Annotated in this window: 4 protein-coding genes; 2 read left to right on the plus strand and 2 right to left on the minus strand. The window is 35.6% G+C overall.

Translation table 11 applies throughout. From position 1 onward, the window contains the following. Positions 1-25 precede the first annotated feature (25 nt). Positions 26-841: a C39 family peptidase gene (locus LMD38_RS28055; RefSeq protein ID WP_046647181.1), complete on the minus strand. Its 816-nt coding sequence runs from the start codon at positions 839-841 to the stop codon at positions 26-28. A 2,414-nt stretch (positions 842-3,255) separates the two neighbouring features. On the opposite strand from LMD38_RS28055, the gene LMD38_RS28060 reads away from it, so the two are divergent. Then, entirely contained in the window at positions 3,256-3,786 is a 531-nt protein-coding gene (locus LMD38_RS28060; protein ID WP_000589748.1) for a cysteine hydrolase family protein, read from the plus strand. Between the two features lie 477 nt (positions 3,787-4,263). Continuing rightward, complete coding sequence (locus LMD38_RS28065) at positions 4,264-19,296, plus strand: beta strand repeat-containing protein (RefSeq protein WP_001123145.1); 15,033 nt, start codon at positions 4,264-4,266, stop codon at positions 19,294-19,296. Between the two features lie 327 nt (positions 19,297-19,623). Here LMD38_RS28065 and LMD38_RS28070 read toward each other — a convergent pair whose 3' ends face one another. After that, on the minus strand, positions 19,624-20,784 hold the full coding sequence (locus LMD38_RS28070) for a Ger(x)C family spore germination protein (RefSeq protein ID WP_000649885.1): 1,161 nt from the start codon (positions 20,782-20,784) through the stop codon (positions 19,624-19,626). Between the last annotated feature and the right edge of the window lie 355 nt (positions 20,785-21,139).

Here is a 21,139-nt window from a genome sequence, read left to right on the forward strand (position 1 = left end):
TATTCTCATCCAATCTACGTTCGTTTTACATTGAAACTGTCATCGCTTGTCTTCCCATTTGAATCCAGGCTTGTTCAAAACTATTCCGATCAATTGCTCTGTGTTTGTCCTTCTTTAGTGGATCTTTAATATATACATATTGTTCATCATAATCGGTCACAACGACACTATGCTGGTGATATGTCACTTTCATTTCTCCTGCATCTGTACGCCATGTATAAAATTCATCATCAGGTAACCGTTTAAAACGGGCATTTGTTAATACCCATACAGGTTGCCCTCTGTCTATCGCCTCATATATTTGCTGAGGTTCTTTGTGACTTAGATCCTTCACTTTCTCTTCTGAAACATACTCCTTTGCCAATTCTAAAATCGGCTCTACATAAACACCTAGTCCAGGTTTATCAAATGTAGCTATATCCCCAATAAACCCTTTGTGCATATTCCCCTTTATACCCTTTCCCTGAAATGGTACAGACTTTATCTTTGCAGCGAGTTCCATCTTATCGACTTGTACACCTGAAAATTGCAACACCATAGCAAGGCTCGTTACTTCACAACCTCTCATTAATTCTGGTTTTTGTAGAATCAGCGGCACATCCAATGGCCTTACTATCACTTTTTCTTGCTCTATGGGCCTATTTTCTTTTTCAAGTACCTTTTCTGATTCTACTGATTCATTTCTCATATATTCTACTTCTGATTTTGCATTCTCCTCTTGTGGTATTGCAGGTTGTATTTTAGTAAATATAGGAATATCACCATGTGACATACCAATGTTTGTATTTAATACTGATAGTGTAAATACAAACAGGGTTGTTTTTCTAAATGGATTCATCATTATCTCTCCTCGATGCTTTATAAGGAGAGTGTAATTTGTTTATATTTAGATAAAATCATATTTATAGAAAGACAAAGTAAAATTCATATCAAGATTATATAAAGATAATTGCTTTACGTATTAATCTTATGTGCTACAAATATTGCTTTCAACAAGCAATATTTAACTTCTTTAAGTTCACGTTCTAATTTTTCGTACTTTGCAAAAAGTCCTCGAATTCTTTTCATTAAAGTATAATCTTCGAGATTTTAGGTATGTGGTTTGATTATTATTTACAAATCCTATTGCTATATGGTAATTACTATTTATCAACAATTATTTGTGAGATTTTAGTTTAGACTTTTATGTCTTTCTACACTTGTACATGGACATAAAATAGATACTTTTTAGAAGAGAAAGTATCCATTTTCATGAATATCTTTTGTTACTTATGTAGAATTAAATTTTAGTTGAATTTCACATTTAATTAGGTTTTACTATTTAGTTTTGTTTCAAATGCAGTTAAATTAGTTGAAGCCTTACTAAAATTTGGTTCAGAAAGTTGTTTAGGTCTTCGTACTTCTGTCTTCTATTGGAGCTACACCTTGTATCTCTTGTAATATAGAATTTGCTACATTTTCTCTATAAAATTCTTCAACTATATTTTTCAAATAAATACAATTTCTTTATTCCTTGAATAAAATCAATAACTCGGCATACAATACCTCTGCATCGAGCAGTTAGACTGGGCTAACTGCTCTTTTATTGAATAAATTTTTAGGGCATGTTAACAATATAGGTAATCCAAGTTTGAATACGAATAAACATTGTATTCATAGTATTTACTAGAGCAGTTAGTTTTTTCTAGCTGCCTTTTTGAGTTTTTCCGAATAAAATTCTAAATTATGTGTTCACGAGTAATAATGGTAGATAAAGAAATAGGAATTCATCATTTATTTAGTTGAGTGGATATGCAGGGGAATTTACTCCGTTATTGGATAAGGACGGAAAGTCAATGTTAAAACTATATATTCGAATAAAACAATTTATATTATTCAACTATATGGTAGCTTTAGTTTCACAAGGAAATAAACAACTTTATTATCTGTTTTGATTTCAGAAGTAAAGCTGAACTTAACTTTTTTAAAAGGAGATACTACAATTTAAGCAGTGCCTCCTTTACGTTTTTATAAGTGAGTTTTAATGACCTTATTGTTTCTATTCATTATGTCCAATGCTATAGATGGGCTGATGCAGCTTGAATTCACAGTGACTTCTTTAATTTTGTTTTTCCTTTTCTTCTAGGAATGAGCAGTTAGTTTTCTGCTGAATGCTCTTTTATATTAACTTGTTTGTCATCATATATTACGGATATGTAGCTATTAACTCATAGGGTCTTCTTTTAAAGAGCACTTGTACCTAGTGCTCTTTTTAGTTTCCTTATTTAGCTCACTTTTAATTTTACATAATATTTTTAATTCCGTTTATACTATAGTTGTAACTTTAAGTTACAACGTATTGTGGGTATCGTTATTGTTGGACAATAAAGCAGTTAGTTCATTGAGCTAGCTGCTTTATTATTTAAATAATAACAACATTAAACCTCTCCCTATAAATTGTTATTCATAACATCATTAGTTACTATATTTTAGTTTTATTTCCCACTTTTCCAGCATATTCTTTAAGAAGGGTGTTTAGCTAAAAAAGTTACCTCCTTATCGATGAGCACTCACTTATGTAGTGCTCCTTTTCATGCTGTACAATTCTGTTTTACTTGTATAATTATATATAGTTTCTTTTTTGAACCTCCCACATTCTTTTTTACAAGTTGCAATGAAACAGTTAGCTTTTTTCTAACTATCCTGTTTTTATTTTTCACTTTTTAGTTAAACGTACATATATTAACTTTGAACAATGGCCAATAGGATACTTAACCTACCTCTCTAAGAGCACATTTATATCTGTGCTCTTTTTTGAGTCACTTTAAAATAACGATTTTGTTTAGTTATCATTTGATTAATCATATTTAAAATTTTTTAACATATCTTAATTTTAATCAGGAATTACACTACCCCCCAGTAGATCTGTAGTTCCTGTAATTGAGCCTATAACTCTGATTAGAACCTGTTATAAACAACAGGTTCTATTTATGGTCATTCTTCATCCCCATCGTTGCGATAGGTAAGACTTTGAAGTTATCTCCATCTTTTGCGCCACTTAACACTGTACGTGCGAAATTCACTACATTCAAACACCTCTAGGCTACATTAAGCAATACAAACTTTATTAATGTATTCATTTCTAGCTTGAAGATAAAAAAATTCATGATTCCACATATTTATATTCTCTATCCATTTTGGATACTTTAAAAATGGATACTTATTTTATACATATTTTACTTGTATGATTTTAATCAAAATGTGAGGTGGTCGTTTATGATAAAAGGCTATGCAGCATTGCTTATTATAGATGTACAAGTGGGTTCATTTAAAGAAGAAAGAATGCTATATAAAGGAATTGAATTATTAAAAAACATTCAATTGTTAATCCATAAAGCTCGTACTGTCCAAGCGCCTATTTTTTACATGAAGTTTAATGGGAAAACAGGATCTTTATTAGAGCATGGAAATCCGGAATGGGCAATTCATGAATCTGTAGCTCCACTATCTGAAGATATCGTTCTTGAAAAAAACCACCCTGATTCATTTCATGAAACAAGTCTTCAACAAGAATTGAATAAAAGGGACATCGAACACATTGTGATTACAGGCGTTCAGTCTGAAATATGTATAGATGCGACGTGTCGACGTGCATATAGCTTAGGGTATGATGTTACTCTTGTTGAAGATGGGCATAGTACATATGACACTACATTATTATCGGCATCCCAAATTATTAAGCATCATAACGATATAATAGGTGAATGGTTTGCTGATTTGAAAAAAGCTCAGATAATTGAATTTTAATTAATCTTGAATAGGTTTTTCTTGATAGATATAGTACGAATCATTTAAATTTAGCTAAGGTATTAATCCTGTTTCCTATTATTAAATATATGTTTTACTGTATGCGATAATGTAATAATTATATTCTAATAATTAAATGCCCCTTTTAGGGCTACAGACACACCGTTATTAAGTAACAAAAAGCTTATTTTTTTCATTTTGGGGTAATTCTAAATTCTTAAGTTGATGGGCATGTGGTGCTATCCAAAAGTCAAAATAAACAAAATAGAGGAACAAATGCAGTTTTATAAATCAATGTTTGTGTCCCTGGAGTTTCCTTTAATGTTAATATTAACTGATTTAAAAATAGCCCTTGTTACTATTAAATTCCTTCCAATGATTAAGGAAGGAATTTATAGTTCAATTATACATGTTCCTTTTGATTGTTTATATGCATATCGTATTTTGACCAAAACTATATGCAAATGAGGTGAAAAAATGCCCATTACGAATCGATTTTCTACCACTACTAACGGGGCACTTGCGATTACAGGGAACACACTAGGTTTAAGTAAAATTAGTAACCAAAACCGTGCTGGTACAATCGGGGCAATTGGTGCATTCGTAACTACGAATACCGCTTTACAAGTACCTACTTTTCCTGCTGGTACAACGTTAAACTATACACAAAATAGTTCTACCGCTGTATTAAATATCCCTGCTGGTAGTACGATTCTTTACGCAGAACTCGTTTGGGGTGGAAACTATTTATCTCGTGATCAAAACATTACGAGTGTTTTAGGAAACCCTGTTTCTTTTACTACACCTGTTTCAACATACCCAATTACCCCTTCGGCTGTTACAGCTTCAAATCAAACTTTCGTTTCTGGATCTGTCACATTTGGATTCTATACACGTTCTGCAGATGTAACATCTCTCGTTCAAGCTGCTGGATCTGGCTCTTATACAACTGGCTCTGTCCCTGGACTTGTTGATCCTTTAGATGCTTCTAATGGGGCTATCAATTCTTCTGGATGGACGCTCATTGTCGCTTATCAAAATGGGACATTGCCAGCAAGAAACTTAACCATTTATGTAGCGGGTAACCGTGTTTCTGCTGATACCGGTAGTGCAGATGTAGCTGTTTCAGGATTTTTAACACCTTCCGGAGGACCTGTAAGCGGACGATTATTTTTGAGTTCTACCGAAGGGGATGCTGATTTAATTGGGGATCAGGCTCTATTCGGACCAAATTTCAGTTCATTAAACGCTTTATCCGGACCAAATAATGCCATAAATAATTTCTTCGGTTCCCAAATTAATAATGCTGCAGGAAACTTAGATACAACAGGGACATTTGGAACGCGAAATCAAAGTGCTTCTTCAGGTACAAACATCTCTGCAGGAAGACAAGGCTGGGACATTACTTCCATTGATATTTCTCCCTATTTAACAAATTCTCAAGTATCTGCCGCAATCCGTTTAACAACTAACGGAGATGCATACATGTTAAATACAGTCGGTTTACAAATTAATATAAACTCACCTAATATACAAGCAACGAAAAGCGTGAATAAAAGTGTAGCTACAATTGGAGACATTCTCACTTATACAGTTACTATCCCTAATACCGGACTTCTTCCCGCCAATAACGTTATTTTGACAGACATTCTCCCTAATGGGACTTCCTTTATACCTGGCACTGTAATGGTAGATAACATACCACAAACAAATGCAAATCCTGCCGCTGGTATATCTCTTGGAACAATCAATAATGGTGCTTCTCGTACAGTAACTTTCCAAGCGACTGTCGTTTCTCTGCCAAATCCAAATCCGATTTCTAACACTGCTAATATTACATTTCAATATACACCAATCGCCGGTGGAACGACCTTTAACGGTCTTGCAACAAGCAACTCTGCTGGAACACAAGTTAACCTCGCAGATATTAATGGCACAAAATCAGTTAATAAACTTTTTACCGATATTGGTGAAACGCTAACTTACAGTATTGCCTTAGCTAATATAGGAAATATCGCTGCAACAAATGTTATATATACGGACCCGATTCCTAGCGGGACTACTTTCATTCCAGGGAGCGTAACTGTGAACGGAGTTACCCAAGCTGGCGCAAATCCCGCTACTGGTATATCAATTGGATCTATTGCTGCTAATTCTACGACTACGGTTTCATTTCAAGTATTCGTTCCTTCTATCCCGCAAACAAATCCCATATTAAATAGTGGTACAACAACTTATCAATACATTCCTGTGCCAAATCAACCGGCAGTAAGCGGGACTGATACGACGAATATTGTCTCCACTCAAGTGAATAATGCTACTGTAACAATGACGAAAGCAGTAGATAAAAATTTTGCAGATATTGGTGATATACTAACGTACACCGTTTCCTTTACAGGTACAGGTAATACGAATGCAAACAATGTTATTTTTACAGATGTCATTCCTACTGGAACAACTTTTGTTGTAAACAGTGTAACAATTGATGGCACGACACAAGTGGGCGCAAATCCCGCTAACGGTGTGAACATTGGATCCATCCCAACTGGTACAACAAAAAATGTTTCATTTCAAGTAGTAGTAAATACAATACCCGCGTCAAACGTCGTATTTAATGGATCAAGCGCTTCTTATCAATATACCGTCAACCCTAGCCAATCACCAGTTACAAAAAACATTTCTTCTAATCTCGTTTCCACTCAAATTAATAATGCGAATGTAACATTAACAAAATCAACTAACAAACAATTTGCCACAATTGGCGAAACGATAAGTTATACAATCCTTATTACAAACAGTGGAAATACAGCTGCAACTAACGTACAGCTAACAGATTCACTTCCAAATGGAACGATATTAACACCAGGTTCGGTAACACTCAACGGTGTTTTACAAAATGTAGATTCACTCGTTTTCGTACCTATTGGTACAATACCAGGAGGAGCTACTTTCACCTTATCCTTTCAAGTAACAGTCATCAATATTACGACCCAAAATCCTATCATTAATAACGCCTTCGCTTCTTATCTATATACTGTAAATCCAAGTTTGCCACCGACTTCAAAAACAGCAAATTCTAATTCTGTTACATCAACAATTAGACTAGCAAATCTCCATGCTAATAAATCTGTAGATAAAACGTTTGCGGAAGTTGGTGATGTATTAACTTACACCTTTGCTCTTACTAACGATGGAAATGTTGCAGCGAACAATGTATTACTATCTGATTCAATTGCGAATGGAACCGCTTTTGTCCCAAACAGCGTTATAGTTAACAGTGTTACTCAGCCAGGCGTTACACCAGCTAGCATCAATATTGGTAGCATCAATGCTAATACTACAATTACAGCTTCATTCCAAGTAGTAATCACTAGCATTCCAAATCCAAACCCTATTTCAAATAGCGCTTCCATCTCCTATAACTTTATCGTTGATCCAAACACTTCACCTGTAAGTAAGAACACTACTTCAACCACTACATTTACTCAAGTAAACGATGCAAATGTCATTTCAGCCAAAACAGTGGATCGAGCGTTCGCTACCGTAGGGGATATATTAACTTATACTGTTACTTTGACGAATGCAGGAAGTGTTTCTGCTGATAGCCCTACTTTCGTAGATACGAATCCAGACGGTACTACCTTTATTCCAAATACTTTTCTTATTAATGGTGTACTTCAAAATAACGCAGATCCAAATATAGGTGTTCCACTACCTTCCATTGCTGCTAATGGCTCACTTACTGTCTCTTATCAAGTAACCGTCACCTCTTTACCAACACAAAATCCAACATTAAATTCATCTAGTACACAGTATAGCTTTATTCTAAATCCGGGCGATCCACCAACTATAGAAACATCTGTAAGTAACACTGTAAGTACACAAATTAATTTAGCAAATGTAGTGATTGTCAAAGAAGTAGATTTAACTATCGCCGATGTCGGGCAACCAATCACATATACAATTTCTTTAGCTAATCTTGGCAATACTACAGCAAATAATGTTATTGTTACCGATATAATCCCTAATGGCTCCACTATCGTACCAAATAGTATTTTTATAGGTGGTACTTTACAACAAGGTGCAGACCCTAGTACCGGTCTTCAAGTCGGCTCCATTCCTTCAGGTGGTTTTACAACGATTGTTTTTCAAATAAGTGCAAATAGTTTACCTTCACCAAATCCAGTTCAAAATAGCGCTGCACTTCAATATAGCTTTATCGCAGATCCAAGTTTACCTGCCGTTGTCAGAAACGCTACTAGCAATATAGTAACGACGCAAATTAATACTGCTAATATTGTTGCCACAAAACTAACAAGTACAAATTTCGCTGATGTTGGCGCTGTCATAACGTATGCAACAATTTTAACAAATAACGGCAATATCCCTGCTTCTAACGTAACGTTTACAGATATCATTCCAGCTGGTACCATCTTCCTTCCTAATACTGTAACGATTAACGGTGTCCCTATAGCAAATGCAAACCCTGCTAATGGCATTTTAATTGGGACGATAGGAGCGAATTCATCACGTACTGTTGCATTCCAAGTTTCTGTACCAACTATTCCTAGTCCAAATCCGATTACGAATCAATCGAGCACTACATTCCAATACACATACGACGCATCCAAATCAGTTGTAACGCAGATGGTGGCCTCTAACACCGTACAGACAACTATTAATAACGCTACGATTGCCGCTGTAAAATCGGCAGATAAACACTTTGCTAACGTAAATGATATTATTACGTATACAACTACTTTAACGAATAACGGGAACACACTTGCATCAAATGTAATTTTTACAGATGTAATTCCAAACGGAACATCATTTATTCCTAATAGTGTAACAGTAAATGGCAATACACTTCCTAATACAAACCCAGCAAGTGGAATTGCAATTGATCCAATAAACCCTAATACAAGTGCAACAATCTCATTTCAAGTAATAGTAAATTCCATTCCTAGTCCAAATCCAATCCCGAACCAAAGCAATACAGCGTACCAATATGTCATAGATCCTAACTTACCTCCAGCGTCCGCCAATGCGTTAAGTAACGTAATAACAACTCAAATTAATAACGCTACAATCGTCGCTACGAAGTCAGTGAATACACCGACAGCTGCAATTGGGGATATCGTTACTTATACGATTGCAGTTACGAACACAGGGAATATCCCTGCTAGCGCTACAGTTTTAACAGATGGACTCGGTGCAGGCGCCTCATTTGTGCCAAACTCTGTAACTATCGATAATATTCCGCAGCCAGGGTTAGATCCATCACTTGGTATTCACTTAGCAGATATTCCCCCAGGAGATACTGTATTCATTACTTTTCAAGCACAAATTTTAGCGATACCACCTAGTGGCACATTAACAAATAATGCTCTTGTAAATTATGAATATACCGTAAATCCAAACCAATCACCCGCTGTTGGTAGTACAGTTACGAATACGACGGTTACGCCAATTATTGATGCAACTCTTTCTATAAATAAAACTGTCAATTCAAGATTTGCTACTATTGGAGATACACTGACTTTCACTGCTATCATTACTAATTCCGGTAATACTACCGCAAACAATGTTATTTTTACAGATGTAATTCCAAATGGTACATCATTTATTCCAAACAGTTTTACGGTAAATGGAACAACTATTCCTAATGCAAATCCACAAAATGGTATCAATATTGGCAACTTGAATTCAAATGCATCTGCTACACTCAGTTTTCAAGTAAACATTACATCACTCCCAAATCCGAATCCAATCCCAAACCAATCATCGCTTCAATATAGCTTTATTGTAGGTATAAATGAACCGCCAGTTTCACGAACAGTTCAATCTAATAAAACTTTTACACAAGTAAATACTGCTTCCGTTATCGCAACAAAAACTGCAAGCAGTGCATTTGCTGCTGTTGGAGATACAATTACGTATACAACTACCCTCACCAATAGCGGAAATACTACCGCAAACACACCTGTTTTTATCGATATATTACCACCTGAACTTTCATTCGTTCCTGATAGCGTACAAATTAATACCATCCCACAACTTGGATTTAGACCAGATAGCGGGATTTCTTTAGACTCAATTCCAGTTGGAGGAACGACAACAATTAGCTTTCAAGCTATCGTTGGCTCAATACCAGTTACAAATCCAACTTTGAACCAGTCTAGCACGACATACTCGATCATTGTTGATCCTACCCAGCCGCCGGTGACAGAAACAGCTACAAGTAATCCAACTTTAGTTCAAATTAACGAAGCGATTATTCAAGCAACGAAAAGTGTGGATCGACTATTTTCTGACGTAGCACCTGGAAATTCATTTTTAACGTATACTGTTTTATTGGAGAATATAGGAAACACAACTGCTACGAATATCATTTTTACAGATCCGATTCCAAATAATACAGTGTTTATAGCGGATAGCGTTCGAGTAGGCGGGGTTTTATTACCTGGGGTAAATCCAGCGAATGGGGTACCAATTGGGGATATTATTGCAGGAGATTTTACAAACATTACCTTCCGCGTGCAAGTAGTTAGCATTCCAAATCCAATTTTCACAATTGGACCTGGGGGGCCAAACTCACCAGTTGTAAATGGCGCTTCTATTGATTATCAATTTATGACAGGACCTAATTTACCACTCGTTTCAAGAAGTACGACATCCAATCCGGTTTCGACACAAATAAATTCCGGAGAAATTACACTTGTTAAATCTGTAGATAAAACTTTCGCAACAATTGGCGATACAATTTCTTATACGATTACATTAAGTAACCCTGGAAATGTTACTTCACAAAATATAATTTTCACAGATATTTTACCTGACGGAACGACATTCATATCTGGCACTCTTACAAACGATTCTGGTACACAGCAGATCGGAAATCCAGCTAACGGGATTCAGATTGGAAATATAAATCCAAACGGAACGGCTGTGATTACTCTCAACGTACTTGTTACAAATATTCCAAGTATAAATCCAATTTCTAATTCTAGTTCTGTACAATTTTCACATGTGGTCGACCCTAGCCAACCTTCCGTATCACAAATGAATGTATCTAATGCTGTTTCGACAACTATTAATAGTGCAATTTTAACAACCCAAAAAAGTGCTGATAAATCTATCGTTTCAGTTGGAGATACGATTACGTATACAACTACTATTACAAATACAGGAAATACAGCCGCTACGAATATTACTTTCACAAGCGCTATTCCAGCTAGCATTACCTTTATACCAAATTCATTCACGATAAATGGCGTTCAGCAGTCTGGTGCACAACCAGCACTGGGAGTAACTATACCAAATATCGCACCGGGTGAAACAGTAACTGTTACTTTCCAAGTAAATGTTATTTCTGTTCCCCCTTCAAATTCGATTATGGGTAATGACACAATTTTATATTCTTATACTGTCGATCCAAACGGAACTCCTATTACAACTTCTATTTCAACAAATATCGTTACAAACCCGGTACTAGATGCTATGATAACGATGGTGAAATCTGTAGATCAAACACTTGTAACACTAGGTGATACCATTACCTATACGACAATTTTAACGAATAGCGGTAATACAAACGCTACGAATATTACTTTCACTGACCTCATACCAGATGGTACGACGTTTATAACTGATAGCGTTACAATAGATGGCATCACACAAATCGGGCTCAACCCTAATACAGGTATTACAATTGGATTAATTGCTCCTAACAGCTCAATATCTATAGCATTTCAAGTTACCGCTACTTCTACACCAGCCCAAAATCCTATTGCCAATTCCGCTACTGCTTCTTACACATTTATCGCTGATCCTAATGCCCCTATTGTTTCAAGGACCGTTACTTCAAACACAGTGTTCACTACGATTAATACAGCTACCATTCTTTCATTAAAACAAGTCGATAAATCCTTTAGTCGTATTGGAGACACACTCACTTATACTGTCGCTTTAACAAACAATGGAAACTCATCTGCGCAAAATGTTATATTCACAGATACCGTACCGAGCGGAACAGCATTTATTGCAGACACATTTTCTATTAATGGAATTCTTCAAAGTGGTGCAAATCCAGTGAACGGTGTAAATATCGGAACTATAACAGCTGGGACTACAGTAACAATTTCGTTCCAAGTTACTGTAACGTCATTACCAACTGAAAACCCCATTGTAAATTTCTCATCAACATCGTACCAATTAGTCTCACCGCCTGATGCAGAAACTTCAATTAGCAATCCTGTTTCAACGCAAATTAAAGAAGCACTATTATCCATGACGAAAAATGAAAGTGTATCCTTTGCAGATATCGGGCAAACTGCTTTTTACACTACTTCTATTTCGAATATAGGAAATACAGATGCAACTAATATTGTATTCACAGATGTATTACCAAATGGAGTCACATTTGTTCCTAACACATTAACTGTCGATGGTGTTTTACAACCTGACGCGAATCCAAATACAGGTGTATTACTTGCAACACTTCCGCCTAATGAAATATATAGTATCGTCTTTCAAGTTACAGTGAACAGCATTCCCCCTATTAATCCAGCACCAAATACAGCATCAACAACATATGAGTTTACTGTTGATCCTGTTAATCCTCCAGTATTAAGTGCGGCTACTTCCAACACTACGCTTCTTCAAATAAACAACGCGAATATTATAAGTACAAAAACAACAGATCTTACTTTTGCGGATGTTGGTAATACAATAACATTTACACTTAACCTCCCGAATACAGGGAATGTGACTGCAACTGATGTTACCGTTATCGATACGCTTGATAGCAATTTAACTTTTGTTCCAAACAGTTTCACAGTTAATGGGCAAACCATTCCAAATGCTGATTTATCTACTGGTGTAAATATCGGTTCAATTAACGGTGGTACTGCAGCAATTATCACATTCCAAGCTACCGTTACAACCCTACCAATCAACAACCCTATTTCTAATTCAGCTCTTACCACTTATCGTTATATTGTTGATCCAGACCAGTCACCTATTACAACTTCCAATCAATCTAATACAACGACAACACAAATTAATAGTGCTATTCTTACTGCACAAAAAAATTCAAATGTGTCAACAGTAGATATTGGGCAAGATATCATCTACTCCGTTACAATTACAAATAGCGGAAATGTTAATGCAACGAATGTTATTTTTACCGACGTTATTCCAGACGGAACTTCCTTTGAACCAAATAGTTTTACACTTAATGGAACTATTATCGAAAATGCAAACACCATTACAGGTGTCCCAATTGGTGATATCGCGCCAAACGAATCTGCCATTGTAGAATTTCATATTACTTCAAATGAAATCCCGGCTATTAATCCAATTACGAATCAAGCTAGCGTTAGCTTTCAGCATATCGTTAATCCAGATAATCCTCCTGTTTCAAAAAACATTACTTCAAATAGTGTTATCACAACAATTGAAAGTGCTATTTTAACTACTACTAAAATCGGTGATAAAGCTTTTGCAACGATTGGTGATACAATTACGTATACAACTACAATTACGAATACTGGAAATATCCCTGCCAATAACGTTATTTTCTCAGACCCGATACCATCGTGGACACAATTTGTTGCCGGATCCGTTATTGTTGATGGCACTCCATTACCATCCACTTCTATTACCAGCGGTATTGGCATAAATACGATCATTCCAAATCAAACTGTAACAATCATATTCCAAGTTCAAATCGTAAGCAATCCATCAACATTCACACCTGAACTCCAAAACTTAGCATTTGTTAACTTCCAATATAACGTAGGCAATGCATTACAGGCTCAGCCTGGCAATGTGGAAACGAACGTCTTCGTTACTTCTATTCATTCAGCAATACTTTCAGCTGTAAAAACTGCTAGTACAGCCTTTGCGAATATTGGAGACACGATCACTTATACAGTTTTAATACAAAATAGCGGCAGTACAAACGCTACGAATGTAAATTTCTCAGACCTCATTCCAGCTGGAACGACCTTTATTGAAAATAGTTTTGCCGTAAATGGAAGTACCATTCCAGGTGCAAATCCAAATAACGGAGTTAATATCGGAACCGTTAGTACGAACAGTTCCTTAACCGTTACTTTCCAAGTCATAGTTACATCTACTCCGCCTTCAAACCCAATTACAAACGTTGCATCCGTTCAATACGAATTTCTTGTTGATCCGACTTCTCCTCCTGTTACAGGCACAATTACTTCTAATAGTGCTTCTACACAAATTAATAATGCTACTGTTACAACGGTTTTAGAAGCAAATCGAACAATTGTATCTATCGGAGATATAATTACGTATACAGCAACATTAACAAACACTGGAAACTTCCCTGCAAACTCGGTATTACTCATTAACGGTGTTCCTGAAGGGGCATTATTTGTTCCCAATAGTGTTACGCTTAACGGAATTTCACTTCCAGATGCAAGTCCAACTCTCGGTATTCCAGTTGGCATTATCGCACCAGGTGATTCTGCTACAATTACGTTCCAATTTCTTGCAAACTCTATTCCGCCACAAGGAGCAATTATAAATCAAGCACTTACAAGTTACACATATATTGTCGATCCAAGTCAACCTCCAGTTACAGCAACATCTTCATCTAATACGGTTAATACAGCTGTCGTTGATGCATCACTATCTGTAATTAAAAATACAGATTCCCTCGTACAGTCTACTGACGGTACAATCACTTACACTGTAGTCGTTCAAAATAACGGGAATACAACTGCAAATACAGTTACTTTAACAGATTTGGTCCCAGAGGGAACTGCATTTATTCCGGATAGTGTGACCATTAATGGTGTTTCAGCTCCAGGTACTGATCCAAACGTAGGGATCTCATTAAACTCCATTGCACCTTCGGAAATCGTCACCGTCACATTCCAAGTTATCGTTCAATCCATTCCAAGCGTGAATCCAATTTCTAATATAGCTCGTATTGACTATACTTTTATCGCTGATCCAACTGCTCCTATCATCTCTCGAACAATTACGTCTAATCCAGCTTTCACACAAATTTCGGATGCGAATGTTCTTTCTTTAAAAGCAGTCAATGCACAACAAGCAACAACAGGTGATATTTTGACCTATACGATAACGCTAGAAAATACCGGAAATATTCCAGCTACGAATCTCATATTTTCAGATACGCTTCCAGAAGGGACTACATTCGTAGACAATAGTTTTACACTTAACGGAACAACTATACTTGGTGCCAATCCAAATGTAGGTGTTACTTTGCCTAACCTAGCAGCAAACGCTACTCACCTTATTGCTTTCCAAGTTCTTATTAACGATCCATTCTCGCAACAATCGATTACAAATCAATCTAATACAACATATACAATTCAACCAGATCCAGGGCAACCGCCTATTACTGAAACATCTACAAGTAATATTGTCATTACAAATTTCGTGCAAGCACAATTAACAATTACAAAAACGTCCAATCCAATAACTGTAGATATTGGCGGAACTATACTTTATATTTCTGAAGTGAAAAATAGCGGCAATGTTGACGCAATAAATATTATTTTTACAGATTCGATTCCAGTTGGGACTACATTCGTTCTCGACAGTGTCACAATTAACGGTGTACTTCAGCCTGATGCAAATCCCGAAAACGGAATACCAATTGGAAAGATTCCACCAAACAGTTCCAAAACAATACTATTTCAAGTACAAACAAATAATCCACCTACTGAAACCGAAATTGTAAATCAATCTTCAGTAACTTACCAATATATAAGTATTCCTACAGCTCCACCAGTGAATCGCTCTGCAAATTCTAACATTGTTACAACATCACTTCAAAATGCGAATATTATTTCCGTTAAAAGCGCAGATGTAACTTTCGTCTCCATCGGGCAATTTATTACCTACACAAATACACTACAAAATATCGGAACGGTTCCAGCTAACAATACGGTGTTCATTGACAACATTCCAGAAGGGACAATATTCATTGAAGATAGCTTATCAATAAATAATGTCATTCAGCCTGGTACGAATCCTGAAAATGGAGTAACTCTCGGCACGATACAACCAGATGAAACAGTCACTATTTCATTCCAAGTACAACTTACAAATATACCTGAAGACAATACAGTCATTAACATCTCAGACACTTCATATGAATACCAAATTGACCCTAGTTCTCCAATTATTCAGCGTAGATCATTATCAAATACAGTAAACACGGAAGTCCGTACAGCAAATGTTAGTGCAATTAAATCTGCTAACAGATCCATTACACGCATCGGTCAAATTATCACATATACCATCGCAGTTACAAATGCTGGTACAGTACCTATTACAAATACTCTCCTAATTGACGCAATCGCTGCTGGCACCACATTCGTTCCAGATAGCATTCTTGTAGATGGCATACCAAGACCTAACGAAAATCCAAGTACCGGAATCTCACTTAATATTATCCTTCCAAACAATACAATTATCGTTACATTCCAAGTAAATGTAGACTCGATACCTTCTCAAAATAACATGAATAATATCGCCGTCATCCACTATGAGTATCAGCCAGACCAAAGCTTACCACCAATTTCAGAAACGACATCTTCCAATACTACAAATATACAATTTATTGATGCCATTCTTATCGCTACAAAATCCGCTAATACAGTATTAGCTAATATTGATGAAACTATTGAATATACAGTACTCATTCAAAATAACGGATCCACTACAACTAACTCCATCTTTTTTACTGATATTATAGAAGATGGAACAGTATTTATTTCGGGGAGTGTAACAGTTAACAACACTGTACTTCCTGCAGCAGATCCGAATATCGGCTTTTCCATCCCGAATATCACATCAGGTCAAGTAGCTACAATAACATTCCAAGTTTCGGTTACGAATTTACCTGCTGCAAACCCAACACCTAATACTGCAAACATCGTCTACGACTTTATTTTCAACCCTGACTTTGCACCAATTCAAAAATCGACTACTTCCAACACTACTTTCGTTCAAATTAATGATGCTGATATCGTTTCACTTAAAACTGTTGATTTGACTTCTGTAACAATTGGTGATGTTTTAACTTATACAACAACTTTAACAAATACAGGGAATACGGATGCTACTGCTCTTGTATTTACAGACAATATTCCTGGTGGAACAACCTTTATAGACGGTAGCGTTTTAGTAAATAACATTCCGCAGCTTAATGCCAATCCAAGTACCGGTATATTGTTAGGAACGATTGCTCCTAACATTTCTATCCCAGTCACATTTTCTGTTACTGTCGTAGCGCTTCCAGCTAGTGGTCGTATTCAAAATCAATCCACTTCTCGTTATACAATTAATAGCGAAGAACAAATATCAACTAGTAATATTACCTTCACTGAAGTTATTTCTGCTAATATAATTGCAACAAAAACAACGCCTATCCAATACGCTGACCTACAAACGATTATCCCTTACACTATTTCCATCACAAACAATGGGAATATACAAGTGGAAAATATTATCGTTACAGATATCATCCCAGCAAATACGAGCTTTATAGAGAATAGTGTTATTGTGAATGGAAGCGCTCGTCCAAATGATAATCCACTTAGCGGGATACAACTTGATAACATTCCGCCTAATACGACAGCAACTATTCTATTCCAAGTACGGGTTACTTCAATTCCGCAAACAAATCCAATCTCTAATACGAGTACAATTGAATACCAATACACGTTACCAAACCAGCCGCCTATTACCGAAACTATTATTTCATCAGCTGCCGTAACAACAATTAATCATGCGACTTTGAATAGTAATAAAACTGTTGACCTTGCATTTGCAACGGTTGGTGATGCGTTAACGTATACGATTACACTAAATCAAACCGGTAATGTTGCAGTAAATGATGTAATCATTCAAGATATTATTCCTCAAGGTACTACGTTTATAGAAAATAGCGTCATTGTAAACGGAGAAACTCTTCCAGGAGTGAATCCAGTAAGCGGCATACCAATTGGTACTATAATTGTAGATGGAGATGCTATCGTTTCATTCCAAGTAACTGTGACTACTATTCCAACACCAAATGAACTAAACAACAACGCAATTACTACTTTTAACTATATAGTCAACCCAAATAACGTACCCGTTACAAATACGACTACAACAAATACCGTCACAACTACTGTCCAAAATGATAATGTCATTGCCATAAAATCTGTTGATGTAACGAATGCCTTACCTGCTCAAACTTTAACGTATACAATTACGATTATGAATAGCGGTAATGTAACGATTGAAGACCTTCTTGTTATAGACACCATACCAATAGATACGACTTTTGTTGCTGGTAGTGTTACGATTAACGGAATCAATCAGCCTAATGAGAATCCGGAAAATGGTATTACGTTAGGAAATCTTGCTCATAATGACTCTGTCATTATTACGTTCCAAGTGACAATATCTTCTTCTACTCTTCAACCTACAATTAATAACGATGCTACTGTTTCCTATACCGTTATCATTGATCCAGATGAACCACCTATTACAATTACAAAGCAAACAAATACCGTTACAACAACATTAATCGAGCCAATAATTAACATTGAGAAAACAGCAGACAAATCTATCGTCGTTATAGGAGATGTTATTACATTCACATTAGAGGTATTTAATGATTCCACAATTCCGACAATTAGTACTTCTGTTATAGACACAATTCCAGCTGGTACAACATTTATAGAAAACAGCGTAACTATTAACGGTACTTCGGTTCCAAATGTTCGTCCAGACACTGGTATTAATATTGGTTCTTTATCTGCAGGTACAGTAGCAACTATAACATTTCAAGTCCTCGTAACTTCTATTCCTTCAAACAGTACAATTATAAATTCTGCAACAGTTACCGCTGCTTTTCAATTGACACCACAGGATCCAATTATTACTTTCATTGTTAATTCAAATATTGTTCGTATACCAGTTCAATTTATAACTACAACAGTCACGAAAAATGCTTCCGTCAGCTCAGCTTATTTAAATCAATATTTTGATTACACGGTACGCATTACAAATACTTCCAAAATTTCACTCTCAAATATTTCGTTACAAGATACTATTCCAGCAGGTTTACAATTTATAAACGGCACTGTCTTTATTAACGGTGAACGCTCTCCACTAGCGAATCCGAATATCGGTTTCCTAGTTGCCACTAATTTAGAGCCAAACGAAACAATTATCGTGTTATTCACAGTACAAGTAATAAGTCCACCTGTTAATAATGAGTTTAAAAATACGGCCAATATTTCGTTACAACTTCAAGTCTCGCCTACCGATCCACCAATTACAGTAACCGTTACAAGTAACGAGAACATCGTCACCTTTGTTCCAGAAAATCCAGATGAAACACTTCCAAATTTAAATTGCTTCTTTGACGGTGAACGCTTCATTCGCATTACTCCTCGAAATATAAGAAATTACCTTTGGGCTTGGATTTGGTGGCAGTAATTAAATAAAAAATAAAAAGCTTGTAATTTGGATGTTATCCAAATTACAAGCTTTTTTGACATGGTACCTCTAGTTACTTAATCTATTTCAAACCTCTGATAAAAAATTATTCAGTCAATTTTTTAGTTGAAAAGAAAATATTAAGAAAAGTAAAAGGTGAAATTGAAAGAAAAGTGTAAAAGCTTGTTCACTTATATAATTTATGTAAGAAATACAGGTAATGTATATGAAGCAATCGAAGTTATGAAAATAAAATATATAATACGGGGTATAGCTAGTATTGATATTTGGCAGCTAATATCTAATTCGGTAACCAATCAAATTAACTCATTTTACTTTCTTGGGTAAAGCTGAACCTGAATGTTCAATTATTGAATGAACATGAACATTAATTTGGGCATCACTAAAATAATTTTCGCCTTGATCCCAATTCTTACGTATTTTCTTCCATTTTTTATAATTATGCCGCTTATATACTTCTCCTAACGCTAATACATCTACCTTATATTTTTTTTGAACAAGCTTTATTGATTTTTGAATCCTTTGTTCCACCTCTTTTGAAATATCCTTCGTTAAGCGTTTTTCATTCATGAATTTTTTATGATCACTAAAATGCAACTCCGCTAAAGCACCTTCGAGAAATAGATGAATATCAAACTTCGGTTTTGTAGTATTTTCAGTAAATACCTGTATTTTTCGGTGTAGCTTATGAATTTCATATGTAATAAGCTGGTCCTTTTTACGTATGGTAAAATAACCTCCTAATTTTTCACCGATTATAAAGTTTATTCCCACTGTCTGTTCGCCGTTTAACATTCCAACACACTTGTTATCCTTCCCACGAAACAACGCAGCCCCATCCATTTCTATCCCCTGTTTTGTAGGTTTTAAGACAGGTAGTACAAAACTTCGGTTTGAAATTATCTTTTCCTGCACGTCACCAATTCTTGCTGCCTCAACCATCTGAGCATTTTTAGGAGGGTGTTCAGCTAGCATATCAATATACTGTGCCGGTAAATTTTCTGGTTTTGCATTTTGTTTCAAGATTGCTTCTGCATTTTTCTCAGAAACAAATAGACGAATATTTCTTCTCATTTCATGATCTCGAATGTATACATCTAACGTATTTTGTAAAACATTTGGATTCGATAGTAATTCTTCAGAAAAAATGATTACTTGTATATGTGGAAAAAATAAAGTACGACTAATCTTTTTAGCGATTATTCGTATTTGTTCAAACACACTATCTCCTTTTGCACTCACATCAATATAATTATTCCCTGCGCCTTTTCCACCTTCTTGCGTTAACTTACTGGGAAGTACCATTTGATACGTCCCTTTCATAATTGGATTAGATTTCTTTTCCTTAACAATATCGTAAGCGGCACCTACTACAAAGCCTCTTTCTTCTATCTCCGCTAACTCAGAGCAACCGCTGATAGCCCCAGCTATAAGCGCAATTGTTATAACTTTAAAAAGACATTTCATTTCCACCATTCCTTCATTTTATCTTATATACAATAAAAATTAGTAAAGGCGCTAACACAATAAATCTCATATCAAATCACTTAAAATCCAAATAAGCCCACTGTGTGAAAAGAAAGTTTGGATAGCGATATCTCGAGGCATAGAAGATGCACCTATACATCACTGGTTGAAGATGCCACAAAAAACAAGTTCCCAACATCTAAGTTTTTCATCTCTATACTCAAATGATTTCAATTATTTTTGCTTCTCAAGATTCATTATAGAACCTTTATTTTTTTGATTAACTTAACAATTAATCTTCATGTAATTAAAAAGATAGATTATTGATTTTTATGAAAGGAAAAGATGTTTATGA

The organism is Bacillus pacificus (assembly GCF_020861345.1).
GTDB lineage: Bacteria > Bacillota > Bacilli > Bacillales > Bacillaceae_G > Bacillus_A > Bacillus_A pacificus.